This window comes from Cupriavidus consociatus (assembly GCF_017814975.1).
Taxonomy (GTDB): Bacteria; Pseudomonadota; Gammaproteobacteria; order Burkholderiales; family Burkholderiaceae; genus Cupriavidus; species Cupriavidus consociatus.
On the sequence record NZ_JAGIQA010000009.1, the window covers coordinates 111,761 to 135,677 of the forward strand.

Here is a 23,917-nt window from a genome sequence, read left to right on the forward strand (position 1 = left end):
TCCCGGCAAGGACGGCGGGGCCTGCGCTGGCATGCCTGGCGCGCTGCCCCGTGACCGGCGGCGCGCCCCGTCTACATCAGTCATCGGGTTCCGATTGTAGGCAGCGCCTCGCGCGAGGGCGTGCCGAAATGCAAGGATTTCCCGTCCTTATTCATCCGATTGGCGTGACAGGCCCCCGCCTAAGATGGCAACCCTGAAGAAGGTCGACCCTTCGCTATTCGTTGCATTCATTGAATTCGTTGTCCGGTGGCTCGGCCACGCAGTGGGACAGGGAGATGCCAGCATGATCGACAGACTCGACGCGTCGCTACGCTTCCAGCAGGAAGCGCTGAGCTTGCGCAACCAGCGGCAATCGGTGATTGCCTCCAACATCGCGCACGCCGATACCCCGGGCTACAAGTCTCGCGACTTCGATTTCGCCAGCACGCTGGCGCAGTCCGTGGAACGCGGCCGCCGCAACGAAGGCATGTCGCTGTCGACCACCCAGGTGCGCCACCTGCCCGCGCAGGCGCCGACCCGCGAGGCGTTCGACCTGGCCTACCGCACCCCGCTGCAGTCCAGCGTCGACGGCAACACCGTTGAAATGGATGCCGAGCGCGTGGCCTTCGCCGACAACGCGGTGCATTTCGAGTCGGGCCTGACGGTGATGAACTCGAAGATCAAGACCATGCTGGCGGCGATCCAGCAGTAAGCGAGCAACAGATCCAGCAGCCAGGAGAGAGCGCATGCCGGCAATGAATATCTTCGACGTCGCGGGCTCGGCCATGGCGGCGCAGTCGCAGCGCATGAACGTGACCGCGTCCAACCTCGCCAACGCCGACAGCGTGGTCAGCCCCGACGGGCAGGCCTACCGTGCCAAGCAAGTCGTGTTCGGCATGGCTCCCACGCCCGGCCAGAGTGACGTCGGCGGCGTGCAGGTGGCCGGTATCAGCGAAGACCCGTCGCCGCCGCGCATGGTCCACAACCCCACGCATCCGATGGCGAACGCGCAAGGCTACGTGGTCATGCCCAACGTCAACCCGGTGGAAGAGATGGTCAACATGATCTCGGCCTCGCGCTCGTACCAGGCCAATGTCGAGGTGCTCAACTCCGCCAAGAACATGATGCTCAAGACGCTGACGATCGGCCAGTAACGGCCAGTAACGGCCAGCAGCGCCAGTAACGGCCCTCGACGATCTAACGAAAAGGAACCGCGCGACATGACCACCACGTCTTCGGTCAACAACAACAGCAGTACCACCAACATCAACGACGCCCTGAAGAGCAGCAGCGCCAGCGCCGCCGACCTGCAGAACAACTTCCTGAAGATGCTGGTGACCCAGCTCAACAACCAGGATCCGCTCAAGCCGCTGGACAACTCGCAACTGACCTCGCAGCTGGCGCAGATCTCCACGGTCAGCGGCATGCAGACCATGAACGCGACGCTGTCGCAGTTGCTGAACCAGGTCAGCGCCAGCCGCGCGATGGATTCCGCCGCGCTGATCGGCCGCACGGTGATGGTGCCGGGCAAGCTGGTGACGGTGGAAGGCGGCGTGCCGGGCAAGATCGGCATCGACCTGCCGTCCACGGCGGATGCGGTCACCGTCGACGTGCTCGACAGCAAGGGCAATGTGGTGCGCACCATCGACATGAAGGGCCAGACCAGCGGCGTGCACGACGTAGCATGGGATGGCAAGAACGATGCCGGCGTGCCGGTTGCCGACGGCGAATACAGCTTCCGTGTCAACGCCACGGCGAACGGCACCTCGGTGGAACCGATTGCGCTGGTCTACGGCAAGGTGCAGAGCATCAGCGGCGACGCCTCCGGCGTACTGGTCGACCTGGGCAACGGACAAACGTCAAACGTGGACGACGTCCGCCGCATTCTCTAACTGCATGCGCCGTCCGCGCGCAGCGGCCGGCATCGATGACAGCTCATTCAAAGGAAGATAGCCATGGGTTTCGGTCAAGGGGTAAGCGGCATCAACGCCGCGGCAGCCAATCTGGATGTGATCGGCAACAACATCGCCAATGCCAACACGGTCGGCTACAAGCAATCGACCACGCAATTCGCCGACGTGTACGCCGGCAGCAAGATCGGCCTGGGTACCACGGTCAATGCGGTGGTGCAGTCGTTCAAGCAGGGCAATATCGAAGCCAGCGGCAGATCGCTCGATGTGGCCATCACCAATGGCAGCGGCTTCTTCCGCCTGGTCGGCACCGATGGCTCGGTGCATTTTTCGCGCAACGGCCAGTTCCTGCGCACCGATGACGGCCGCATCGTCAACGCGCAGGGCCTGCAGCTGACCGGCTATCCGTCGGCTGCGGCCGGCGGCGGCGCCACGCCGCAGCCGCTGGTGGTGTCTTCCACGACGATGCCGCCCAAGGTCACCACCGACATCACCGCGCAGTACAACCTGGATTCGCGCAGCACCGTGCCTGCCGACGCGTTCGCCAGCGCGCCGGGCAGCCTGCCGACCACGTCGATGTACAACTACAGCACCAGCATGACGGTGTATGACTCGCTGGGCAATGCGCGGCAAGTGGTGGCGTATTTCAGCAAGACCAGTAACGACGCGACGGCGACGCCGCCGCGGCCGGCCGTCGCCGGCGGCACTGACTGGGTCCTGAACGTGACCGACGATGTCGGCAACCGGCTCGGCATCGACAACACCACCGCCACGCCGCCCACGGCAGCGGGCAATACGGTCACGCTGTCCTTCGACAGCGCCGGCAAGCTGGTGTCTACCAGTCCCGCCTCCTTCGCGCTGACTTCGCCGGCAGCCGGCGGCGCCGCCGCGATGTCGATGAACGTCAACCTGGCCGGCACCACGCAGTTCGGGTCCGACAACGACGCCGCGCCGCCCACGCAGAACGGCTACGCTTCGGGCAGCCTGCTGGGTTTCTCGATCGAAGCCGACGGCACCATTCGCGGCAGCTATTCGAACGAGCAGACGCAGGAGCTGGGCACCGTGGTGCTGGCGAGCTTCGGCAATGTCGAAGGCCTGCGTGCCGAAGGCGGCAATACCTGGGCCGCAACGGGCTCTTCCGGGCAGCCGGTCATCGGTATCCCCGGCGGCTCGCGCGGCCAGCTGATGTCGAACGCGGTGGAAGCCTCCAACGTCGACCTGTCGGCCGAACTGGTGAACCTGATCATCGCGCAGCGCAACTACCAGGCCAACGCCAAGACCATCGAGACCCAGAACCAGGTCATGCAGTCGCTGGTGAACATGTAAGCCGTGGCGCGCCGCATCCCAAGCAAAACCAGCTGAGGCAAGTCGATGGACCGCATGATCTATACCGCCCTGTCGGGCGCCAAGCAGATACTCGACCAGCAGGCGGCGGTATCGAACAACCTGGCCAACGTCTCGACGCCGGGCTTCCGCGCGCAGGTCAACCTGTATCGAGCGGTGCCGGTGGTCGGCGCCGAGGCCGGCACGCGTGCCTTCACGCTGGCGTCCACGCCTGGCGCCGACATGCGCGCCGGTCCGCTCACCTACACCGGCCGCGCGCTCGACGTGGCGCTGCAGGGCAACGGCTGGCTGGTGGTGCAGGCGCCTGACGGCACCGAGGCCTATACCCGTGCCGGCGCGCTGCAGGTGGCGCAGGACGGCCAGGTGCAGACCCTGTCCGGCCTGCCGGTGATGGGCGATGGCGGCCCGCTGGCGGTGCCGCCGGGCTCGCAGGTCACCATCGGCACGGACGGCACCATCACCGCGCGCGGCCCGGGCGAGGCCTCCGCGGGCCTGGCCCAGGTGGGCCGGCTGCGCGTGGTCAACCCGCCCAACGACGCCATCGCGCGTGGCGACGACGGCCTGTTCCGCCTGCGCCCCGGCGCGCAGCCGCTGGAAGCCGACCCCACCTTGCGCGTCATCTCGGGCGCGCTCGAAGGCAGCAACGTCAATCCGACTGAAGCCATGGTCGAGATGATCGCCAATGCGCGCCGCTTCGAGATGCAGATGAAGATGATCCAGGGCGCCGACGGCAACGAGCAGCGCGCCAACCAGCTGCTGTCGACCAACTGACGCGGCGCAACACTGAACCGGAGCGCGGCGCGCCGAATGCGGGCACGCCTCCCGCTCCAGCTACCAGCGACAAGATTCCAAGCAAGGACCACCATGATCCGCTCTCTCTGGATTGCCAAGACCGGCCTCGATGCGCAGCAAACGCAGATGGACGTGGTCTCGAACAACCTGGCCAACGTGTCGACCAACGGCTTCAAGCGCGGCCGCGCGGTGTTCGAGGAACTGATGTACCAGACCATCCGCCAGCCCGGCGCGCTGTCGTCGGACCAGACCACGCTGCCCTCGGGCATGCAGCTGGGCACCGGCGTGCGCCCGGTCGCGACCGAGCGCATCCACACCCAGGGCAATCCGCAGCAGACCGGCAACAACAAGGACGTGGCCATCATCGGCCAGGGCTTCTTCCAGGTGGCGCTGCCAGACGGCACCACCGCCTATACCCGCGACGGTTCGTTCCAGGTGGACCAGAACGGCCAGCTGGTGACTTCCAGCGGCTTCGTGATCCAGCCCGCCGTCACCATCCCGGCCAACACGCTGTCGCTGACGGTCGCGCGCGACGGCACCGTGTCGGTGACGCAGCCGGGCTCGAGCGCCAACGTGCAGGTCGGCCAGCTCCAGCTCGCCACCTTCATGAACCCGGCCGGCCTGGAAAGCATGGGCGAGAACCTGTACGTGCAGACCGATGCGTCGGGCGCGCCCAATACCACCGTGCCGGGCCTGAACGGCGCCGGCGTGCTGCAGCAGAACTACGTGGAAGCGTCCAACGTCAACGTGGTGGAGGAACTGGTCAGCATGATCCAGACCCAGCGCGCGTACGAGATCAACAGCAAGGCAGTGCAGACGTCCGACCAGATGCTGCAGCGCCTGGCGCAGATGGGTTGAGGGTTGTGGACATGGCCACCTTGCTTTCCCGCCTGGGCGCGCGTGCGCTGTACTGCCTGGCCGGCGTGGCAATGCTGGCCGCGAGCGGCTGCGCACTGGTGCCGCGCGAGCCGCTGGTGCAACTGCCCACCACCGCGCGCGCCGAGCCGCGCCCGGTCGGGCCGGCCTCCGGATCGATCTACCAGTCGTCGTATGCCGGCAACCCGCTGTTCGAGGACCGCCGCCCGCGCAACGTGGGCGATATCCTGACCATCGTCATCACCGAAAACGTCAACGCCAGCAAGAACTCCGGCACCAATACCAGCCGTACCGGCAGCACCATGCTGACCTTCGATGCCGTGCCGCGCGCGCTGGGCGGGCTGTTCGGCGCCAGCCAGAACGCCGACATCAACGGCGCCAACAGCATGAAGGCCAGCGGCGGCGCCAGCGCGGCCAACACCTTCAACGGCACCATCACCGTCACCGTGCTGGAGGTGCTGCAGAACGGCAACCTGGTGGTCTCCGGCGAAAAGCAGATGGCCATCAACCAGGGCGCCGAGTTCATCCGCTTCTCGGGTGTGGTCAATCCGCGCACCGTCACCGGCGACAACGCCGTGCTGTCCACGCAGGTGGCCGACGCGCGCATCGAATACACCGCCAAGGGCGTGATCGACGAAGCGCAGAACATGGGCTGGCTGCAGCGCTTTTTCCTCAATGTCTTACCATTCTGACCGCGCCATGTCCGCTTCCATGCTTGCCTGTTTCCTGTCACGCCTGCTGCGCGTGAGCGTGATCAGCCTGGCGCTGGGCGTGGCCTTCGGCGCCTTCGCCACCGTCGCCAAGGCCGAGCGCCTGAAGAACCTCGCCACTTTCCAGGGCGTGCGCGACAACCCGCTGTTGGGCTACGGCCTGGTGGTCGGCCTGGACAACACCGGCGACCAGACCATGCAGACGCCGTTCACCACGCAGAGCCTGACCAACATGCTCTCGCAGCTGGGGATCACGCTGCCGGCCGGCAAGAACATGCAGCTCAAGAACGTGGCCGCGGTGATGGTCACCGCCACGCTGCCCGCGTTTGCGCAGCCCGGCAGCCAGCTTGACGTGGTGGTGTCGTCGATGGGCAATGCCAAGAGCCTGCGCGGCGGCACGCTGCTGATGACGCCGCTCAAGGGCGCCGACGGGCAGGTCTACGCGATCGCGCAGGGCAATATGCTGGTGGGCGGCGCGGGTGCGTCGGCCAACGGCAGCAAGGTGCAGATCAACCAGCTCGCGGTAGGCCGCATCGCCAACGGCGCCATCGTCGAGCGCGCGGTCGCGCCGTTCCAGCCGGACGGCGGCGTGCTCAACCTGGAGCTGAAGGAAACCGATTTCGGCACCGCCGAGCGGGTGGTCGAGGCCATCAACCGTTCCATGGGCGGCGGTGTCGCCGCGGCGCTGGACGGCCGCACGGTGCAGGTGCGCGCCCCTGCCGCTTCGAGCGCGCGCGTGGCTTTCCTGGCCCGCATCGAGAATATCGACGTGACCCCGGCCAGGGCCGCGGCCAAGGTCATCCTGAACGCCCGCACCGGTTCGATCGTGATGAACCAGGCGGTGACGGTGGAAGACTGCGCGGTGGCGCACGGCAACCTGTCGGTGGTGATCAATACGCAGCCGGTGATCAGCCAGCCCGCGCCCTTCAGCGAGGGCCGGACCGTGGTGGCGCCGGTGTCGCAGATCGACATGAAGCAGCAGGGCGGCTCGCTGCAGGTGGTCAAGGCCGGCGCCTCGCTGGCCGCCGTGGTCAAGGGCCTGAATGCGCTGGGCGCGACTCCGGCCGACCTGCAGACCATCCTGGAAGCCATGCGCGCCGCCGGTGCGCTGCGTGCGGAACTGGAAGTGATCTGACATGAGCGCGTCCATGCCCCCGCAGGCGGCGGACCTGACGCAACGCTTCGCGCTCGACACGCAGGGTTTCGAGGCGCTCAAGCACAGCGCGCGCAACGGTGCCGACGCGGCGACCTTGCAGTCGGCCGCCAGGCAGTTCGAGGCGGTGTTCACGCAGATGGTGCTCAAGAGCATGCGCAATGCCACGCCGCAGGACGGCCTTTTCGACAACGAGCAGAGCAAGCTCTACATGTCGATGATGGACCAGCAGCTTGCGCAGCAGATGTCGTCGCGCGGCATCGGGCTGGCCGAAGTGATGGTGCGCCAGCTGGCGCGTGCCGCGGGCGCGCCGATGCCCGCGGGCATGAATGCGATGACGCCGGCCGAGTCCGGCAGTGCCGCCGACGCCCAGATGGCGCGGTTGCTCGACAGCCGCGGCGCCGCGTCTGCCGACGGCAATGAATACGCGGACCTGCCTGCTGTCGGCACGGTGGTGCCGGGGCAGAGCTGGAACCCCACCGCGGGCCTGCGCCAGTACCAGTCGCAATTCTACGGCGACCGTGACCAGGGCGGCGAGGCGCTCGGCCCCTTGCCTGCCGATGCGCCCGCCCACGTCAGTGCCTTCGTCGCGCGCATGGCGGCGCCGGCCGAGGCCGCTTCGCGCGCCTCGGGCGTGCCGGCACGGCTGATCGTCGGCCAGGCGGCGCTCGAGTCGGGCTGGGGCCAGCGCGAGATCCTGCATGCCGATGGCTCGACCACGTACAACGTGTTCGGCATCAAGGCCGGATCGGGCTGGAAGGGCCGTGTGGCCGAGATCACCACGACCGAGTATGTCGACGGCCAGCCGCAAAAGGTGAAAGCCAGGTTCCGCGCGTATGGATCGTATGACGAAGCCTGCGCGGACTACGCGCGGCTGCTGGCCAGCAATCCGCGCTACGCGGGCGTGGTGAGCGCGGGGTCGGCAGAGGAGGCGGCGCATGGGCTGCAGCGGGCGGGGTATGCGACGGATCCGTCGTACGGGCACAAGCTGGTGAAGATCATGAAGAAGGTGGCGGTTTAAGGCGGACGGCGCGGCATCCGCCATAGCTGGCACCGCCAAAACCAGGCTCCCCTCTCCCGCGAAGTGGGAGAGGGGTGGGGGTGAGGGCCGGAGCACCCACGAAGTAGCGCTTCAGTACTGCCAGCGTCTGCCCTCACCCCTGGCCCCTCTCCCGCAAGCGGGAGAGGGGAGCAAACCGCCGCAAGTGGAACTGCAAGTGGCCTATTGGCGATTGGCAATCGGCTATCGCGCACCGTGCGCAATCGACCGCACCTCAACCTAAAGTCCCGGCCCCAACCAACCGATAACTCCCACATCCACCACCGCCGCTCCAAGCCGCGGCAGTCCAACGAATCCGGGATCAGAGCACAATGTCTCTCTTCAGTATTGGTCTTTCCGGCCTGAACACCGCGCAGAACGCGCTGACGACGACTGGCCACAACTTCGCCAACTCGGCGACCGAAGGCTATTCGCGCCAGAACACCATCGTGGCATCGGCCGGCGGCCAGTACACCAGCCAGGGCTTTTACGGCTATGGCTCCACTACCACCACGGTGATCCGGGTCTATGACGAGTTCCTGACCGGCCAGCTGCGCGGCGCGACTTCGGCCAGCGCTTCGCTGGCGGCTTACTCCGACCAGATTGCCCAGATTGACAACCTGCTCGCCGACCAGAAGGGCGGCCTGGCGCCGCTGATGCAGAAGTTCTTCGCCGCTGTGCAGGCAGTGGCCGACACACCGGCCGACCCCGCCGCGCGCCAGGGCATGCTGTCCGCCGGCCAGGCCCTGGTCGGCCAGGTCCGCTCCGCCAGCAACTACTTCAAGCAGTTGCAGTCCGGCGTCAACGAGCAGGTCGGCACCGCGGTGTCGCAGGTCAATGCCTACACCACGCAGATCGCCAATCTCAACAAGGAAATTTCGCGCATGAAGGCCGCCTCGGGCGGCCAGCCGCCCAACGACCTGCTCGACCAGCGCGACCAGGCGGTGGCCGAGTTGAACAAGCTGGTCGGCGCCAAGGTGGTGGTGCAGGACGGCGGCACCTACAACGTCTTCGTGGGCAACGGCCAGCCGCTGGTGATGGGCAATGAATCGTACGACCTGAAGGCCGTGACCTCCGCTGCCGACCCCGACCGTACCGTGGTCGCCTACTCGCTGCCGAACGGCAGCGTATATGAAAGCCAGCCCGGCGCGATTACCGGCGGCTCGCTGGGCGGCCTGCTGCAATTCCGCTCCGAAACGCTCGATTCGGCGCAAAGCGCGATCGGCCGGCTGTCGCTGGCGATCGGCCAGAGCTTCAATGCGCAGCACAAGCTGGGCATGGACCTGACTGGCGCGATCGGCACCGACATGTTCAAGCTGGGCAATGCCACGGTGCTGCCCAACGACAGGAACACTGCCGTCGGCACCGTAGCCTCTGCCACCATCGACGACGCCTCGGCACTGACTACCAGCGACTACAAGCTGCAGTTCGACGGCACCAACTACACGCTGACGCGCCTGTCCGACAACGCGCAGGTGGCCACGCCCGTGCCAGGCACGCCCGCGCCCACCTACCCACTGACTTTCAGTGCCGACGGTTTCAGCGTCACGATCAACGCGGCAATGGACACCCAGGATTCGTTCGTGATCCAGCCGACGCGCAATGCCGCGGCCGGCTTCGACATGGCGATCAGCGATCCCGGCAGGATCGCCGCGGCCTCGCCGGCGCGCGCCGATGCCGCGGCCGGCAACAAGGGCAGCGCGACCGCCGGCCTGAGCAACGTTGCGCCGGGCTTCACGCCGATGGCCGGCAAGATAACCGCCGTCTATACCGCGACCGGCTACCGGTTCAAGGATGCAACGGGTACGGACCTGGCGCCGCAGCCCACCGGCGTGCCCAATGGCAGCAACACCGACTACGACATCGGCGGCCTGACCTTCACTTTCGGCGGCACGCCCACGGTAGGCGATTCCTTTACGCTCGGCGGCAACGCCGGCGGCGTCAAGGACAACGGCAACATGCTGAACCTGGCCAAGCTGCAGAGCGCAAAGACCATCGGCGGCGTGTCCAGCTTCAGCGATGCCTATGCACAGCTGGTCAACGACGTCGGCACGCGCGCCAAGTCGATCAAGATCGCGTCGACGTCGCAGGACAGCGTCACGACGCAGATCAAGGCTGCGCAGCAGTCGGTGTCCGGCGTCAACATGGACGAGGAGACCGTGTCGATGCTGCGCTTCCAGCAGCTGTACCAGGCCAACGCCCGCGTGATCCAGACGGCCGGTTCGCTGTTCGACACCCTCATCGGCATCCGGTAAGGCCTGCCAGCAAGCCAACGTATTCGAATAGGCAATCCATCATGCGCGTTGCAAGCTCCACCCTCTACCAGCAAGGCCTGGCGTCAATGAACCTGCAACAGGGCTCGCTGCTGCACATCCAGCAACAGCTCGGCACCGGCCGCCGCGTCCTTACGCCGTCCGACGACCCCGTCGCCGCCACGCGCGCCCTCGGCGTCAGCCAGGCGCAAGCGGTCAACGGTCAGTACGCCACGTCGCGCAGCCAGACCAATATCGCGCTGGCCGCGGAAGAAAACGCGCTGAACTCGGTGACCACCGTCACGCAGAACATCCAGACGCTGCTGGTGCAGTCCGGCAATGGCACCATGAGCGACGCCGACCGCGGCTCGCTCGCCACCGCGCTGGAAGGGCTCTACCACCAGCTGCTCGGCCTGGCCAACTCCGATGACGGCAACGGCCAGTACCTGTTCGGCGGCACCCGCTCCGGCACTGCGCCGTTCACGCAAAGCGCCGGCGCCGGCAGCTACATCGGCGATACCGGCGCGCAGCTGATGCAGGTCGACGTCGCGCGCCAGATGTCCGCCGGCGACAACGGCCGCGACGTGTTCCTGAGCGTCACCGGCGGCGCCGGCTATGTCGTCACGGGCAACAGTGCCAATACCGGCACCGCCACCTTCGGCACGGTCTCGATCACCGACCCCAGCGACCCGCTGTATGGCAAGGCGCTGCAAGTCAACTTCCAGGCCAATGCCAGCGGCCAGATGGAATACACCATCACCGACATGGCCGATCCCACTGCACCCGCTCTGGCCGGCCCCACTGCCTACAACGCACCGGCGCGCATCGAGATCGGCGGCGTCACCTTCAATGTCAGCGGCGAGCCGAAGGACGGCGATACCCTGACCATGCAACCCGCCAGGGAAGCCGGCACCGACATGTTCGCGAACCTGCAGAACGTCATCGACACGCTGCGCAATCCGACCACCACGCCCAGCGACCAGGCCAAGCTGAGCAATGTGCTGTCCACGGCGACGCGCCAGTTTTCCAATTCGCTGGACAACGTGCTGACGGTGCGCGCCTCGGTGGGTTCGCGGATGCAGGAACTGGATGCGCTGGACGATGTCGGCACCAATCGCGACCTGACGTATGCGCAGACGCTGTCGGGGCTGCAGGACCTGGATTATGCGGCGGCGATTACCGAGTATTACCAGCGGCAGACGGCGCTGCAGGGTGCGCAGCAATCGTTCATGCAGATTCAGGGGCTGAATTTATTCAAGTATTTGTGAGCGTAGGCCGGTGTCAGCCGGGCAAGTGTTTGCCGCTTAGCAATTAAGCGGGTCAATATCCCACAACAAAGCGAGGCAGGCTCGATAGTGAATGGATGGCAAGTCCTTGCCTAGCGAGGATTTGCCCCAGTTTGTTGTCGTAGCCAATGTTTCCAACATTTCCTCCCCACGCAACGCTGCCTGCATCAGAAACTGTCAGTTGGCGTTCAAAGATTCCTCTGGCCGTTCTAACTGTCAAACGCGTCTCACTCGGCTACCTCACACAAATGCGACGCCACGTGTGCGATCTGAGCGTAAATCGCATAGCAACTCGTTGGTCCCGTACATGTGATTAGCTTCGCATCCCGAGCTCTTGAGCCGATAGGGAAGAACACAAACTCCATTTCCGGTTGCCACTGCGGATGATGCCGTAGCGCCTCATTGAGTATTTGCAGATACTGCACACGGCTAAATACTTGCTTGGCCATGGTACCCCCTCGTAGCGCACCGATGCCTATAGCATAGATCAAGCGCCACTCACTCTAACTGCCAAAGTTGGAGAAAGTGCGGCTTGCCGAATGCGACGAGATGCCTGGCGACTCAGCAGACGATACGCCCCGAGCATCTGCTTTTTGAATCTCGAGGAGCCTGAGCTCGAAGAAGTAAGTTGCCCTAAACAAAGATATTGTTCAGGGCAACACATTCTCATCGGCCCAGGCTACCCATAAGGCACAGGAGCCCTACCAAGGCGCTTGGTGCCGCTGCGAGGTTTTGAAGGCTGCGAGCTTGGAGCTCGCGAGAGTCGTCTGTGGAAAGACGAAGTCGACCTGTTGCCAAAGCCGCCGCAAATTCCAGGGATGCCGCACCGTAGGGATGCGCATGGCGCTCGAAGACTTTCAGGAGAAACTCCTTCATCAAGCGGCTTAAATCTGGACTCGACGAGTAGTCCAATTCTGACGGATGAGCGGCCCGCAAAATGCAAGCTTGTAGGAGGTTGTCGTTGTATCGAAGGAAGTTCTCTGGCGACAGGACCACAGACTCGTATCCACTTGACCGCAACTGGTTCGCTGGATTCGAGAGGTCGCGAGCGGCTTGAAGAACGCTGGCTACGGTTGCGAACGTCGTGCTCGTGGTGATTTCGTCGAGACGTCGGTCATCAAACGACTTTCCGAAGAATACGAAGCCATCCGACAGACTCAATGGAGCGCCAGAGCTTGTCGGCAAGAAGCCATTGAAGGCGTTCTTCACTAGGTCGGCGGCGAGATCGACCGACGCGTTAGCGACGTCAGAAGCTACGCCGTCGATAGTGGGCGATTCGACTTGCGCGTTTGTAGCCAGGTTGTTGAAGGTATGCCAGGCATTGGCAGTTCCGTCTGCACCGACTGGCAATTCCAACCAGCACGAGAACCCATACTCTCTGTTGCTTGCATTCTTGATAAGAAATTGCCGAAGCCGCAACCAGGTCTCCGCGGTCTGGGGCATCCCAACACCAATCAAGAAATGACGAGGAACGCTGGGCTTTAAGAACTCCCGAAGATCTCGGCTGATCTCTCGTAATAGACCACCATCGCCGGCGACAGCTTGCACTACCAGCACGCCACGTGCGCTCTCCAAAGTCGTCGGGCCAAGATCGTCGTAGCAGGTGACACTGGGTCGTTGCTTGCAATCCTTCGTGTTGTGCAAACGGTTAGCGGCATGGTCTGCGAGGGCTCGCGATCCAGCGTCATTCGCACTAATTATATGATCCACTGCAGATCCAACGGACCAATCGATTTCGGCATCCAGCCATTTCAGCAATTGGTCGTTTCTGCCAACTGCCGAGCCGTCCAGGATCATCAGTCGTGTGACGCGTCTCGTGGTGCAGTGAGCATTCAGTTCCCGGAGACCGCCTATGCCAAAGTGCTTTAGGAATACTCCGAGGGCCCTGGGGGTATGGGGTACCCCGAGCGTTACCGCTCTTGGCGGCTTCGCTTTGGATGTGAAGTGCTCACCAAAAAGCTCGATCTGTGTCTCCGATCCGTCCGTGAGGTGTTTGCCGTAGGAAGGGTCGACCTTGTCGAGTGCCACCAGAACTTTCCCGCTTCGATTTTCACGGCTGGAATCGATGAGGGTAACAAGGCGTTCAGCTTCGAATCCCTGTTCATCGCACAGCGTCTTCGCCATTCCACCGCTCGTAGACGCGGATATCACAACCACATAGGGCTCTGTAGGTGGTGACAGATCAGCCAGCCGACCGTACGAATGGTAGCTGTCGATGCGGGCGTTACTTTCTGCGAAGGCGAGAGCCTCCCTGACGATGGAATAGACTCCCATCGTATCAATGAATACGCGTGCGAGTGACGATGCCGCCAGTTCGGGAGAGGTGAGCGTCAAGCATCGACCGAGGAAAGCCAATTCAGCCTCGCTCGTAGCAAGCTCGCGGGCTTGGATGAAGAGCTTGTTGACCGTCCTAGAAGGATGCTTAAAGACATGCCCAGCTGGTGCGACTTGTACGACGGGATTGGACCGGACAAGTGCTGCAAGTCCCTTGCCAACTAGGTCCTCAAGCGGAAGTTGAATGGTGGAAGTATGTCCGTCCGCATCATGTGCTCGCTGTGACAACCCATCAGTCGGGCTCCACGCAACAAATATCACGTCCTTGACGAACGGGACACCCTTGTTCAAGCCCCTGTCCAAAAACGTCTGGCGGTTTTGGGTAGAGGACGTCCAGTGCTCGACGAGCGACTCAGTGTGATTTGTGTCCGAGATAACGACGATGCAATCGGGCAACGTCTCATTCTCGCGGAGAGATCGTTCGAGTTCGTCGAAGAAATCAAATTCCGTGGCCGGCCGCTTCGAATCAAAGAAGACGCTCAGCGCATCTACCTCGTATCCAGACGACGAGCACGTACACCGTGCAAGGAAGGAATACGCTTTGCGGATCATCTTCTAATGGGAATGAGCAATGAAATGACGGCCCCGGTTGCAGGGGCAAGGTCTTTGGCGGACCAATTTTCGAACGCGAAGAGATCTCTGGCCTCATTCGGTGCGAACGAGTTAAAGATGTGCAACCTGCCGGAACGAATTGATATCAAGCCGCCTACGTTGCGAAGGGCATTGAGCACATCTGGAAGACCATTCCCCGCCCCGGCTTCGCTCTTTGACGTGATGTTCTTCTTTAGGCAGGCGAGTAAGGCGTGGCGCTCTTCCTGTACGGAAAGCTCGTCAGTCGACTGGCCAGTAGCCCGGCCAGCAAAACCTGGCCCAGTGTCAAAGAAGCTCAGTTGTAAGCAACGCAGCGCCTTCTCAGCCCCCTCCCGAACGGACACTCGCTCTCTATCCCAAAACTCCTCAAGGCGTCCATGTCCCGAGAAATCTGATCTGTAGGCGTCTTCGGCCATTTGCTGCCAGCTCAGAATCAATCCTTCGGCATGCTCAACGTAGGGTCGATTGTGCCGATCCGTAGTGGCGTGCTGCTGAGTGTTCTTAATCAGCTCGCTCGCAAACGTGGCGCACGCCCGCACGAAATCCGGTGGGATGCGTTCGGCATCGTACTTTGCCACATAGTCGCTAAGTCCAGTTAGCGTTTGAAGCATTCCCTCCTTGTTCTTTACCGACTTCGCATTGCGCGCAAAAAACAAGGGTCTGAGATACTGAATCTTGGAGCCGCCGACGCAAGTGAAATCGATAGTCCGCCCCTTGATGACATTTTGCCATTCGAGTTGATCGGTGGCATTCATCCTCTTGGCGGCCGGTCTCAGTGCGTCGCGCCGAGCGATAAACTGGTCGGCGATAGACACGCCGTCGCTGAGCCGGAGCGCAACGATCCCCGGTGCATAGTCGCAAAGTTCATCAAGAACCGACGACATGTGATTTGCGTTGTGATACTTGAGGTGCTTCTTCTGAGCGGAGCGAGCCCAAGTAGCAAGAAGCTGCAGCCGAGCGGCATCATGCATTGCGCCTTTGCGTCGGCTGACAAACTCCTTGCCAAGCTGTAGAGAACCGCCTGAGCTATTAGTAATCCGATGTAGTGATTGCTCTAGGTCCTCGATGGTCCAAATATCTGGAAGAACTAGTCCGTCCATAAGATTCGCATCCTAGCGGCCATTGTTATGGTCAGTCACGAATGACTGTACGAGATGCGAGCAGCTCACGAATGCGCGGTTCCGGCTTCCAGTAATTGGGGCCTTTCAGAAACTTTCCGTTGGCATCGTAGATTGGATTGCCGTCACTACCAAGCTTGCTCTCATTGCTGTCCATGATCACGTCAAGGACTTCCTCAAGCGGTAGGCCGTACTTCAACGCTTCAGAGCGGCAATAGACGATTACGTCACCGAGCAAGTCTGCTATTGCGACGGCAATATCCAGCTTTGACGCGCCGGAAGTTGCCAAGGTGCGAATATCGTCGATCTCATTCACTTCATCGAGCAACGTAGCCTTGAACTTTGCAAGCCGGTCTCCCGCGTCATCCGGGACCGTCGGAGTTTCATGGGCAGGCAGCCGATACATTGCGTTCATGCCGGCGATGCGGTCGCGAAAACTTTGGTTCATGTCAATCAGATCCTGCTAGAAGTTGTCCAATACGGTGTCATTTGCAAATGCCACACGGGCAAGCGCTCCGGTACCGATGGGGAGCAGTCATCGTCAATACTGTGCAAATTATACTGAGCGCGGGCGAAGTGTGGCCCAGTTGCGGCTTGGGTCTTCAATGCGTGCCGAAAATGACGATGGGTGCGTTCTGACGTGCCTCGCGCAGCGCAGCTAGGTACTCGTGGGAACTACACCAACGCTCCTAAGTACTGGTGTCCCAGTGCTCAAGCCGACTGACTACGCGATCGTCTAGCGCTAATGTCATGGCCTTGTATATCAAGAGCTGTTGCTTGTTGGGCCCGGCTTGGCGGCGTGCATCGACGCGCGAATTTTGCGCCGGCCTGGCGGCGACGGATTTACAGCGCAAAGCCTGCGGCCAACGACTACACGCTTCTGGCCGGCAAACGCCCACCGGCAAAGGACGAATTTTCTTCCGCAGCCGTGACTGCTTCTAAGCAAAGCCCGGTGCGATCCAGTAGTCACATCGAATGGAAGGCTACCGCTGTTGGGGGGCGATGAACAATTCGTGAACATCGATCCCGAGAAATTCTGCAAGCCTGCAGATATTGTCAATCGTTGCGTTGTTCACCGCACGCTCGATCTGACTGACATAGGTCCGATGGAATCCTGCTTTGACGGCTAGGTCTTCTTGAGAAAGGCCGGCAGCCTCCCTCGCCTTCCGTAAGTTGGAGGCGACCCTAAGCCGTGCGTAGGTCTTTTCTGCACTCTTTGACATGGGGCGCAGAGTGCGCAAATCACGGCCAAAAATCTACACACGCTCAACTCTACTGGATATACATCTACTGTATATAATTATATAATTGTGCTTTGGAAGTGCCGCCGGGCTCCCGCTGGGTCGCGAACTTCTCGCTTCGAAATGGAAAAAGCCGTGACGGCGATAACTTTGTTTCTGGACTACGACGGCGTCCTGCATCCGGATGCCGCCTTCCTGGTCAATGGCCGTCCCGAGTTGCGTGCAGACGGCGCGCTGTTTATGTGGGCACCGATCCTCGAGCATGCGCTCTCCCCCTATCCGCAGGTCAGGATTGTCCTTTCCACGTCCTGGGTGCGAGTCCTCAAGAGTTTCACGCGTGCTCGAGGATTTTTGCCTCTTGGATTGCAATCGCGCGTCATTGGTGCCACGTGGCATTCTGCAATGGCGCGACACCATGAAGGGGCTCACCGTATGGACTCGAGTTGGTTCAGTGAGCTTTCACGATACGAGCAAATTGCGCGCTACCTCTCGCGAGCAGGACTTCGGTCTGAGCACTGGCTTGCAATCGATGACGACACAGAAGATTGGCCGGTGGAACTACGTGATCATCTGGTCGAGACGGAGGGCACACGCGGGCTCGCTAGCGAGTTGGCGCTATCTGTGCTCACCCAGCGGCTACACAGCATGACCGCTTAAACCTTTTTTGAGAGTTAGTTCGATGCTACGTGTGACTGTGGACCTTATTCCCGACGGCAGGGAAGAATGCAGCAGAACACTTGGACGGATGGAAATCGAGAACGTTGCCGGTGAATCGATGTTCACCGGCACTTACCGCATTGTCATGGATGAGTTCGATGTCGATGCTCGGGTCCCTGGTCAACTCGCAACGTTCCGGACCTTCGCAACGCTAGACAATGTCGAACGAGATCTTGTTCGCCCTATGCAATTGGCCAGCATTGCGTTGAGCGTCGTCGCGCCGTTCAAACGGACAATGCATAGTTCGAATGACGGCCCAATGGGTATTGTGCTCACGCAAGAAGAAGTCTAAGTCTTTGCCGCGGATCTGGATCAATACATACCGAGTGGCGCGCGTTTCCAAATTGGCTGACCGGTGCTTTGCTTCAGCGATTGATTCAAATGGACATCGGAATGCAGGGGCCTTGGTGCTCTTGCCAATGCCAATTTTATGACGAAAACGTGGAAAAGCCGTTGCTCCTCGAGCCCGAAAGGGCCCTCGCTCGGCAACGTCTACGTATTCAAAAAGCAGTTCTAAAGTACTCTTATGCAAAACAGCCTTGTTGTCCTCACCTTGCCGGGCGCGTGGTCCTGCCGCGCCGAATTCATAGCCGCCCTCAATGAACATGCGCCGGATCTTTGCCTCGCTAAGAACATGCTCATCGATCAGCGGACGCAAGAGATCGTCCACATCGCATTCCGGAAAGGGTGCAGCAAGAAAATCGTGAATGACTTCAGATGGTCGGGTCTGCATTGGCAGGACACTAACGAAATGCGTGCCGTCGAGCGGCATACCTCACACGTCGTCTTGAAGGGCGTCGGTGGCAGCGTGGAGCGGATGACGCATGTAATGACTGTAGCGAGCGCCGTAGTACGATCTGGGGCGCTTGGCGTGCATGTGGAGCACGTTGGCATCGCTCATGCTCCTCAGGCATGGATCGACCTGAGTAATGATGGCCTCGAAGGAATTCACCGCGCGTTTGTCATCACCCTTGATGGGCCAGTTACCGGTGCCTACAGTTTCGGTATGCACAATTTTGGATTGAAGGAAGTCAGTGTCCCTGCCGGTGCCCCTAACCGTACCCGCGTTGTCGGAATACTAACCCGGCATTTGCTCGTAAAAGGTGCATGCATCGTTGGCGGCCAGACCATATCAATCGGTGAGAAGTCAAACAGGTATCGCTTTTGCGATGTGCAAACGGTGGCGTCCCCCGACGGATCGATGCTCCAACATCAAGTCGGCACATGGCAACTGGTTCGCGCGGATGTGAGGCACTAGCTTCACACATGACGCGTCTTTCTGGGATATGTCGTCCGCCAGAAGGAAAGAAATGCTCGTCTTCCTCGATACAGAATACACCGGCTACGACAGGTCGGACGTGAAGCTCATCAGCATTGCGCTTGTCGCCGAGGATGGACATCGGGAGTTCTACGCTGAGTTGTCGGATGGCTGGCGAGAGGAGGACTGTAGTGCTTTCGTTCGGCGCGAGGTCCTGCCTCTTCTTGATGCTGCCAACGTGCTCTCTAGTACGCAGCTCAAAGCCGATCTGCATCAATGGTTCTGTGCGGGGCCAAGGAGCATTCGGGTTGCCACCGACTCTGTTATCGATTTTCAGATTCTGACCAATTTACTGACTGGCGAATGGCCAGGAAATCTTGTGATTGATCGCTATGACCTTAGGGCTATGATCGACACCGGCGCTTTTCACCGCGCTGTCCAGCGCTACTTCGGACCCGGGCGCCACGAGCATCATGCTCTTCATGACGCTCGCGCTCTTAGGGCGGGATGGTTGGCTTACATGGATGCCCGGAAATCTTGTGGAAGGGGGATTTGACACGTAAGTGGTCATATTCCTGTGTGTGGTCGTCGTTAACAGAGGAGGGCCAGAGATGCTGGGGGATTTGGCTGACTTGTCGGAAGCGAGCGTGAAGCTCTATGTCGACTGCGAATTCACAGACTTCATTTGCTGCGAGTTGATCAGCATCGCGCTTGTCAGCGAGACCGGTCAGGAGTTCTACGGCGAATGCTCCGATTTCGATCTATCGGTATGTAGCCCGTTTGTTCGCGAGGCAGTGCTGCCACAACTGGGGCAGCCGACCGCCCAGGCCTACACAACCTCTGATCTACGTGATGCATTGCTTAGCTGGTGGCGGGGCCTTTCCGCAGCAGTGTCTGAATGTCTAATTTGCGTCGACAACGCTATTGACTGGGACCTGCTCATCGATTTGCTCGGAGAGGTCCCTAGTGGGTGGCGAGGGGTCCTTGTCGGGCACTTGGCCGATCCGGGCCGCAGGGAGGCTTACTTTTCCCTGCACGGGGGAAGGCATCATGCCCTCCATGACGCCCGGGCGCTGCGAGCCTCGCTTGTAGGAGAGACAAGCAATGTTGTTTCGGTAGCCGGCGTGAAGCCCTCACGCTTCAACTTCTGATCAGCGCCTACCCATGTTTCAGTGGGCAGTCTCCAAAGTGAGGAGGGAACTAGCGCCGAAGCATTCGGGATCGAGGGATATTCTCAATCGCTCATAGCGTCAAGGCCGATCGGACCTCTGCTGCCGTACCAGGTTCCAGCTACCCATACGTCCCAGTCCCATGCATAGGCTAGATCCCCCTCACCAGGAAATGAGGGCACAGCCGAGCCTCGAATGTCGTACCAAAATTGGCTACGCCACGGCTCGGGGATTTCAGCCAAACGCACAAAGAAGCGACGTCCTTTGTAGTCGTGGGCCGGCACTACCTGCGCCAATTCGTCTCGATTCATTATTTTCAGCCTTTTGTCGCACTGGAGGATCCAAACAATCCGAGAGGATTTCCTTCGACGTGCCCGTCGGTACCATGAGCCCGAGGCAAGGCCCAATGCCGAAGCGGGTCAGGCCGGATTCAGAAAGCGTGGAAACATTGGGAAGTGTCACGGACCATGCTGATCAGTTCAATGAGGCCAACTGCTCGCCGCGGAGTACGCGGACTAATCGAAAAATATTGAGCGAATGTCTACACTGGATCCAAATTGAGTTAAATTCAAGCCTTCCACAACCGCCTAAAGGAGGATTATTACATGGCCACCTACAAACAACTGCTGGCTCAAAAAGAAGCTCTGGAGGCACAGCTCGAAGAGGTTCGTTCAACTGAAGTAGCCGGCGTCATCGAACAAATCCGGTCGCTGATGGCGGAGTTCGGCCTGTCAGTGGAAGACATCCAGGGCAAGCGCCGCCGGGGTCGACCCGCTGGTAGTGGCGCTGCAAAGGCAGAGAAAGAGCCGCTGCCGCCGAAGTATCTCGACCCCAAGACGGGCAAGACCTGGTCGGGAAGAGGTAGGGCGCCGGCTTGGTTGGGGAAGAATCCGAATCGGTTCTTGATCAAAGAAGAGTGAGCATTGTAGCTCTCCAACGGAGAGCCGTCTTAGCTTGCTGACTCTTCAGTTTGATCCAGAGGGGCCACGAAAACGACCTCGATAAGCCCCCGGGCTTAGGCCCACCTTTTCCCTGAACAGTCGGCAAAACGAACTCGTGTCGTTGTAACCGACCTGCATCGCCACCTGTTCGACATTTAGGTCTCCTTCTCCCAGCAAAGTCCTCGCTGCCTCGATTCGCAGGCTTTGCAAGTAACGGAGAGGCGACTGATCCAAAGCCGCCTGAAAACGACGGATGATGGTCCGCTCGCTTACGCCTAGATCGCTAGCCATTTCCGACATCCTGACGTCCTTGGCCATATTCTTCTGTAGCCAGTGCTGTGCACGGTGCACCAGCGAGTCAGCGTGGGCCTTGTCTGTGAGTAGCGGAAGATACGGTGTTTGCTTTGTCTGACTGACGTCAATCAGCATCGTCTTGGCACATTGCGACGCGATAACCGGTCCGCAGAAGCGCTCAATGATGTGAATCGTCTGCAATAGATAGGACGCAGAGGCTCCGGCGCAGACCAGGCGGTCGGCCTCGGTAATAACAGGATCGAGCTGCAGATCGACGCGAGGAAACTTTCGACGGAATTGGTCCGCAAGCCACCACGTTGTCGTCGCAGGCCGTCCATCCAGAAGGCCGGTCGTGGCGAGGACAAAGGTACCCGTACAGTTCGCTGCCAGGTAGGCGCCCTCTGCCCACTGGGCTTTCAGCCACTCGCAAGCTGTCGATTGTCGAGCCAGTAGTCGGTCGAATGCTTTGCTGCCGGCATAGTGCGCACTCGGGACAAAGACAAGGCTGAACTTCTCGCTGGCGCGAATGGGCTGAGTGCTCACCTGGAGCCCGTTGCTGGTCGTGATTGGGCCGCCAGCAGGAGAGACAAACTGCCACTCGAATTGCGAGCTCCGTGCACCTAGCTGCTGCCGCAGATGGGCGTTTGCAATCTGCAGAACGTCCGCGAATCCCCCCAAACTGGAAGCGTAGCAATCGTCATAAGCAAGGACAGCGGCGCGGTACATAGGCGTGTCTGAAATGGCACAACATGTGGCAGTTTGGCCAATGTACAGCAGTTCGGCCCGGCGCGAAACTGTGTGCCAACAAAAGGCGTTGCACCGGCTCGAACTCGGATGGCGCCGCTTCCTGTACGTCGACACGAACGCCAGAAGGGGACGAAGCCATGACGAGCACTGAAGACGCGGTATTGTTGGACATACAGCATGGGATTGCCAGCATCCGGTTCAACAGGCCTCGGAATCTCAATGCAATCTCTCCCGAGCTGGCGGAGTCATTCCTTCAAGGATGCCGCCAGATTCACCAGGACAGCCGATGCCGTGCTGTTGTGATCAGCGGTGAAGGTCGCGCCTTCATGGCTGGCGGCGACCTGAGCCGGTTCTATCAAGATTTCGAGCGGGCGGCGGATACAGCGGAGGCGATGATAGCGCCAATGAACGAAGCGCTGTCTATCCTGGCTTCGCTTCCCATGCCGGTGCTAGCCAGTTTGCACGGTCCGGTCGCCGGGGCCGGCATGAGCATCGCGCTGGCGTGCGACCTCGCCGTCGCGGCGCACGACGTGCAGTTCTCCTTCGGATATACCCAGGTTGGTACAAGCCCGGACCTGGGCATTTCGATGATGCTGCCTCGTATCGTCGGGCTCCGCCGAGCGATGAACATTGCGTTGCTGGAAGACCGCATCAGCGCCGACCAGGCCATGGAGCTCGGCCTCGTTAACTGGGTTGTGCCGAAGGAAGACCTGGCTCAAGCGACAGACGCAATATTGGCACGTCTCGCAAGCGGGCCGACTATCGCCTATGGAAAGACGAAGCTGCTAATGGGCGCGGCGTTCAATCGTCAGTTCGAGTCCCAGCTAACTGAGGAGCTCTCGGCGTTTCGAGCTTGCGCCAGCACCGACGATTTCATCGCAGGGGTAACGGCTTTCATTGAGAAGCGCAGTTCTGCGCGCTTTTCGGGCACATAGGGCGCCAACCTCAAATCCCATCGAAGCAGGGAAGCGGCGAAAGAGTGTCGTAATCGACCCGGTAGTAGGGGCTTCGGAGGCGTGGCGAAAATCGCACAGCATATGTCTGTTTAGGCAATGGTCAACGAATCATCAGGTGCTGAAACTGTGCCGGCCAGCGCTATACCAGTGCCGGCGGATATGGGGCTGTGGTCTGCCAAGAAATGCCAAAAGGTGTTGCATGAAATCCAACTCTGAAACGAGCGCGGTCCCAGCCAGGGACACAAGAACCTTCCGGCGTCGCGCCGCCAATCTGGTCCCCGAGCCGGCTGGGTATGAGGTCCGATATGCAGAGGATCGGCACACCGCTCACATGATCGCCGGTGGCTGTTTTCCATTCGCCAGCGTGAGCGAAGATGAGGTGAGGGACTTTTATCGTGGCTACGCTTTGGTGGCCAAATTTGTCGCAGCGTTAGCTGTTGTGGTCGGTATTGTGCTTGTCGTGATTGGAGTCCCTTCGTAATGAAAGTTCTAGTCGTCCATGCTCATCCTGAGCCTCAGTCTTTCAGCTCAGCTTTGAAGAATGTCGCAGTGGATGCCTTCCACGAAGTTGGGCATGAAGTCGAAGTCTCGGACCTCTATGCGATGGGCTTCAATCCAGTCGCATCCACAGCCGATTTCAGCCGGCGGGCAAATCCCGACTACTGTGTCTATGCACTCGAGCAACGCAACGGCGTAGCCACGGGAACAATTAGTGCAGACATACAGCAGGAGCTTGGGAAGCTCATGCAATGCGATTTGCTCGTGCTGAATTTTCCGCTGTTCTGGTTCTCGACACCTGCGATTCTCAAGGGCTGGATCGACCGCGTACTGGTGTCTGGAACGGCCTACGGCGGGACTCGCTTCTACGACCGCGGAGGTCTTCGCGGAAAGCGTGCACTGGTGAGCGTTACGCTGGGCGGGCAGAAGCACATGTTCGGTAGCGATGGCATACACGGGCCGCTGGAATCGATGTTGAAACACCTTTTGCAAGGAACGCTGGCATACACCGGGCTCGATGTACTGTCGCCCTTCGTCGCCTGGCACGTGCCATACGTCAAGCACGACGACCGAGTTGCCATGCTGAAGGCGTGGCGTCAACGGATCGCTTCGCTTGAGGACGATGCTCCTCTCTCGTTTCCGAGCCTCAACGACTTTGATCAGCAACTGTACCCGCTAAAAAGCGGGACATAACGCGCTGCGGCGTTGCGCG

General features: G+C 60.9%; 24 protein-coding genes. 19 read left to right on the forward strand and 5 right to left on the reverse strand.

Translation table 11 applies throughout. The annotated features are described in order from the left end of the window. Positions 1–283: 283 nt before the first annotated feature. The 11 genes from flgB (at position 284) to flgL (ending at position 11,323) form a co-directional block, all read left to right on the forward strand. Positions 284–691 carry a flagellar basal body rod protein FlgB gene (gene flgB, locus J8I82_RS14510; RefSeq protein ID WP_209758548.1) on the forward strand — a complete coding sequence of 136 codons (408 nt, stop codon included), beginning with the start codon at positions 284–286 and terminating at the stop codon, positions 689–691. A 34-nt stretch (positions 692–725) separates the two neighbouring features. Beyond that, positions 726–1,133, forward strand: coding sequence for a flagellar basal body rod protein FlgC (flgC, locus tag J8I82_RS14515; RefSeq protein ID WP_029048751.1), 408 nt, complete (start codon positions 726–728; stop codon positions 1,131–1,133). A gap of 66 nt (positions 1,134–1,199) precedes the next feature. After that, positions 1,200–1,871, forward strand: a complete 672-nt coding sequence (locus J8I82_RS14520) for a flagellar hook assembly protein FlgD (RefSeq protein WP_209758550.1) — start codon at positions 1,200–1,202, stop codon at positions 1,869–1,871. A 63-nt stretch (positions 1,872–1,934) separates the two neighbouring features. Continuing rightward, positions 1,935–3,215: a flagellar hook protein FlgE gene (flgE, locus tag J8I82_RS14525; RefSeq protein ID WP_209758552.1), complete on the forward strand. Its 1,281-nt coding sequence runs from the start codon at positions 1,935–1,937 to the stop codon at positions 3,213–3,215. Positions 3,216–3,260: 45 nt separating this feature from the next. Next, a complete protein-coding gene (gene flgF, locus J8I82_RS14530; protein WP_209758554.1) occupies positions 3,261–4,004 on the forward strand; it encodes a flagellar basal-body rod protein FlgF in 744 nt (247 codons plus the stop codon). Positions 4,005–4,097: 93 nt separating this feature from the next. Beyond that, positions 4,098–4,883, forward strand: a complete 786-nt coding sequence (gene flgG, locus J8I82_RS14535) for a flagellar basal-body rod protein FlgG (RefSeq protein WP_209758555.1) — start codon at positions 4,098–4,100, stop codon at positions 4,881–4,883. An 11-nt stretch (positions 4,884–4,894) separates the two neighbouring features. Next, on the forward strand, positions 4,895–5,593 hold the full coding sequence (flgH, locus tag J8I82_RS14540; RefSeq protein ID WP_209758558.1) for a flagellar basal body L-ring protein FlgH: 699 nt from the start codon (positions 4,895–4,897) through the stop codon (positions 5,591–5,593). After that, entirely contained in the window at positions 5,577–6,746 is a 1,170-nt protein-coding gene (locus J8I82_RS14545; RefSeq protein ID WP_245179757.1) for a flagellar basal body P-ring protein FlgI, read from the forward strand. Before flgH ends, J8I82_RS14545 begins: the two co-directional genes overlap by 17 nt. Position 6,747: 1 nt before the next feature. Continuing rightward, the gene (flgJ, locus tag J8I82_RS14550; protein WP_209758560.1) at positions 6,748–7,785 is read left to right on the forward strand and encodes a flagellar assembly peptidoglycan hydrolase FlgJ; all 1,038 of its coding nucleotides are present in this window, start codon (positions 6,748–6,750) and stop codon (positions 7,783–7,785) included. A 350-nt stretch (positions 7,786–8,135) separates the two neighbouring features. Then, complete coding sequence (gene flgK / locus J8I82_RS14555; RefSeq protein ID WP_209758562.1) at positions 8,136–10,058, forward strand: flagellar hook-associated protein FlgK; 1,923 nt, start codon at positions 8,136–8,138, stop codon at positions 10,056–10,058. 41 nt (positions 10,059–10,099) lie between these two features. Beyond that, on the forward strand, positions 10,100–11,323 hold the full coding sequence (flgL, locus tag J8I82_RS14560; protein ID WP_209758564.1) for a flagellar hook-associated protein FlgL: 1,224 nt from the start codon (positions 10,100–10,102) through the stop codon (positions 11,321–11,323). 684 nt (positions 11,324–12,007) lie between these two features. Here flgL and J8I82_RS14565 read toward each other — a convergent pair. From J8I82_RS14565 to J8I82_RS14580, 4 genes are all read right to left on the reverse strand, one after another. After that, a complete protein-coding gene (locus J8I82_RS14565) occupies positions 12,008–14,227 on the reverse strand; it encodes a hypothetical protein (RefSeq protein ID WP_209758566.1) in 2,220 nt (739 codons plus the stop codon). Beyond that, positions 14,224–15,366, reverse strand: a complete 1,143-nt coding sequence (locus J8I82_RS14570; RefSeq protein WP_209758567.1) for a hypothetical protein — start codon at positions 15,364–15,366, stop codon at positions 14,224–14,226. The genes J8I82_RS14565 and J8I82_RS14570 overlap by 4 nt, the downstream gene beginning before the upstream one ends. Positions 15,367–15,397: 31 nt before the next feature. Continuing rightward, positions 15,398–15,832, reverse strand: coding sequence for a nucleoside triphosphate pyrophosphohydrolase family protein (locus J8I82_RS14575; protein WP_209758569.1), 435 nt, complete (start codon positions 15,830–15,832; stop codon positions 15,398–15,400). Between the two features lie 535 nt (positions 15,833–16,367). Next, entirely contained in the window at positions 16,368–16,607 is a 240-nt protein-coding gene (locus J8I82_RS14580; RefSeq protein WP_209758571.1) for a helix-turn-helix domain-containing protein, read from the reverse strand. A gap of 141 nt (positions 16,608–16,748) precedes the next feature. Here J8I82_RS14580 and J8I82_RS14585 point away from each other — a divergent pair, with 141 nt between their 5' ends. From J8I82_RS14585 to J8I82_RS14610, 6 genes are all read left to right on the forward strand, one after another. Further along, the gene (locus J8I82_RS14585; protein WP_245179759.1) at positions 16,749–17,282 is read left to right on the forward strand and encodes an HAD domain-containing protein; all 534 of its coding nucleotides are present in this window, start codon (positions 16,749–16,751) and stop codon (positions 17,280–17,282) included. A gap of 88 nt (positions 17,283–17,370) precedes the next feature. Beyond that, on the forward strand, positions 17,371–17,634 hold the full coding sequence (locus J8I82_RS14590) for a hypothetical protein (RefSeq protein WP_209758573.1): 264 nt from the start codon (positions 17,371–17,373) through the stop codon (positions 17,632–17,634). 234 nt (positions 17,635–17,868) lie between these two features. Beyond that, positions 17,869–18,600: a hypothetical protein gene (locus tag J8I82_RS14595; RefSeq protein ID WP_209758575.1), complete on the forward strand. Its 732-nt coding sequence runs from the start codon at positions 17,869–17,871 to the stop codon at positions 18,598–18,600. Between the two features lie 52 nt (positions 18,601–18,652). Next, positions 18,653–19,156 carry a 3'-5' exoribonuclease gene (locus J8I82_RS14600; protein ID WP_209758577.1) on the forward strand — a complete coding sequence of 168 codons (504 nt, stop codon included), beginning with the start codon at positions 18,653–18,655 and terminating at the stop codon, positions 19,154–19,156. A gap of 55 nt (positions 19,157–19,211) precedes the next feature. Next, the gene (locus J8I82_RS14605; protein ID WP_245179760.1) at positions 19,212–19,751 is read left to right on the forward strand and encodes a 3'-5' exonuclease family protein; all 540 of its coding nucleotides are present in this window, start codon (positions 19,212–19,214) and stop codon (positions 19,749–19,751) included. A 623-nt stretch (positions 19,752–20,374) separates the two neighbouring features. Then, a complete protein-coding gene (locus J8I82_RS14610; RefSeq protein ID WP_209758579.1) occupies positions 20,375–20,689 on the forward strand; it encodes an H-NS histone family protein in 315 nt (104 codons plus the stop codon). Between the two features lie 45 nt (positions 20,690–20,734). Here the strand turns inward: J8I82_RS14610 and J8I82_RS14615 are convergent, their stop codons facing one another. Then, positions 20,735–21,730, reverse strand: coding sequence for a GlxA family transcriptional regulator (locus tag J8I82_RS14615; RefSeq protein WP_209758581.1), 996 nt, complete (start codon positions 21,728–21,730; stop codon positions 20,735–20,737). Between the two features lie 158 nt (positions 21,731–21,888). Between J8I82_RS14615 and J8I82_RS14620 the strand changes: the two genes are divergently transcribed. Together J8I82_RS14620 and J8I82_RS14625 are read left to right on the forward strand one after the other, a co-directional pair. Further along, the gene (locus tag J8I82_RS14620; protein ID WP_209758583.1) at positions 21,889–22,686 is read left to right on the forward strand and encodes an enoyl-CoA hydratase/isomerase family protein; all 798 of its coding nucleotides are present in this window, start codon (positions 21,889–21,891) and stop codon (positions 22,684–22,686) included. A gap of 501 nt (positions 22,687–23,187) precedes the next feature. Continuing rightward, positions 23,188–23,898 carry an NAD(P)H-dependent oxidoreductase gene (locus J8I82_RS14625; RefSeq protein ID WP_209758585.1) on the forward strand — a complete coding sequence of 237 codons (711 nt, stop codon included), beginning with the start codon at positions 23,188–23,190 and terminating at the stop codon, positions 23,896–23,898. Positions 23,899–23,917 lie beyond the last annotated feature (19 nt).

Bases quoted from the DNA above. Each gene is read 5' to 3' on its own strand.
- flgB (WP_209758548.1), top strand. From the start codon at position 284: ATGATCGACAGACTCGACGCGTCGCTACGCTTCCAGCAGGAAGCGCTG.
- flgC (WP_029048751.1), top strand. From the start codon at position 726: ATGCCGGCAATGAATATCTTCGACGTCGCGGGCTCGGCCATGGCGGCG.
- J8I82_RS14520 (WP_209758550.1), top strand. From the start codon at position 1,200: ATGACCACCACGTCTTCGGTCAACAACAACAGCAGTACCACCAACATC.
- flgE (WP_209758552.1), top strand. From the start codon at position 1,935: ATGGGTTTCGGTCAAGGGGTAAGCGGCATCAACGCCGCGGCAGCCAAT.
- flgF (WP_209758554.1), top strand. From the start codon at position 3,261: ATGGACCGCATGATCTATACCGCCCTGTCGGGCGCCAAGCAGATACTC.
- flgG (WP_209758555.1), top strand. From the start codon at position 4,098: ATGATCCGCTCTCTCTGGATTGCCAAGACCGGCCTCGATGCGCAGCAA.
- flgH (WP_209758558.1), top strand. From the start codon at position 4,895: ATGGCCACCTTGCTTTCCCGCCTGGGCGCGCGTGCGCTGTACTGCCTG.
- J8I82_RS14545 (WP_245179757.1), top strand. From the start codon at position 5,577: ATGTCTTACCATTCTGACCGCGCCATGTCCGCTTCCATGCTTGCCTGT.
- flgJ (WP_209758560.1), top strand. From the start codon at position 6,748: ATGAGCGCGTCCATGCCCCCGCAGGCGGCGGACCTGACGCAACGCTTC.
- flgK (WP_209758562.1), top strand. From the start codon at position 8,136: ATGTCTCTCTTCAGTATTGGTCTTTCCGGCCTGAACACCGCGCAGAAC.
- flgL (WP_209758564.1), top strand. From the start codon at position 10,100: ATGCGCGTTGCAAGCTCCACCCTCTACCAGCAAGGCCTGGCGTCAATG.
- J8I82_RS14565 (WP_209758566.1), bottom strand. From the start codon at position 14,227: ATGATCCGCAAAGCGTATTCCTTCCTTGCACGGTGTACGTGCTCGTCG.
- J8I82_RS14570 (WP_209758567.1), bottom strand. From the start codon at position 15,366: ATGGACGGACTAGTTCTTCCAGATATTTGGACCATCGAGGACCTAGAG.
- J8I82_RS14575 (WP_209758569.1), bottom strand. From the start codon at position 15,832: ATGAACCAAAGTTTTCGCGACCGCATCGCCGGCATGAACGCAATGTAT.
- J8I82_RS14580 (WP_209758571.1), bottom strand. From the start codon at position 16,607: ATGTCAAAGAGTGCAGAAAAGACCTACGCACGGCTTAGGGTCGCCTCC.
- J8I82_RS14585 (WP_245179759.1), top strand. From the start codon at position 16,749: ATGGAAAAAGCCGTGACGGCGATAACTTTGTTTCTGGACTACGACGGC.
- J8I82_RS14590 (WP_209758573.1), top strand. From the start codon at position 17,371: ATGGAAATCGAGAACGTTGCCGGTGAATCGATGTTCACCGGCACTTAC.
- J8I82_RS14595 (WP_209758575.1), top strand. From the start codon at position 17,869: ATGCAAAACAGCCTTGTTGTCCTCACCTTGCCGGGCGCGTGGTCCTGC.
- J8I82_RS14600 (WP_209758577.1), top strand. From the start codon at position 18,653: ATGCTCGTCTTCCTCGATACAGAATACACCGGCTACGACAGGTCGGAC.
- J8I82_RS14605 (WP_245179760.1), top strand. From the start codon at position 19,212: ATGCTGGGGGATTTGGCTGACTTGTCGGAAGCGAGCGTGAAGCTCTAT.
- J8I82_RS14610 (WP_209758579.1), top strand. From the start codon at position 20,375: ATGGCCACCTACAAACAACTGCTGGCTCAAAAAGAAGCTCTGGAGGCA.
- J8I82_RS14615 (WP_209758581.1), bottom strand. From the start codon at position 21,730: ATGTACCGCGCCGCTGTCCTTGCTTATGACGATTGCTACGCTTCCAGT.
- J8I82_RS14620 (WP_209758583.1), top strand. From the start codon at position 21,889: ATGACGAGCACTGAAGACGCGGTATTGTTGGACATACAGCATGGGATT.
- J8I82_RS14625 (WP_209758585.1), top strand. From the start codon at position 23,188: ATGAAAGTTCTAGTCGTCCATGCTCATCCTGAGCCTCAGTCTTTCAGC.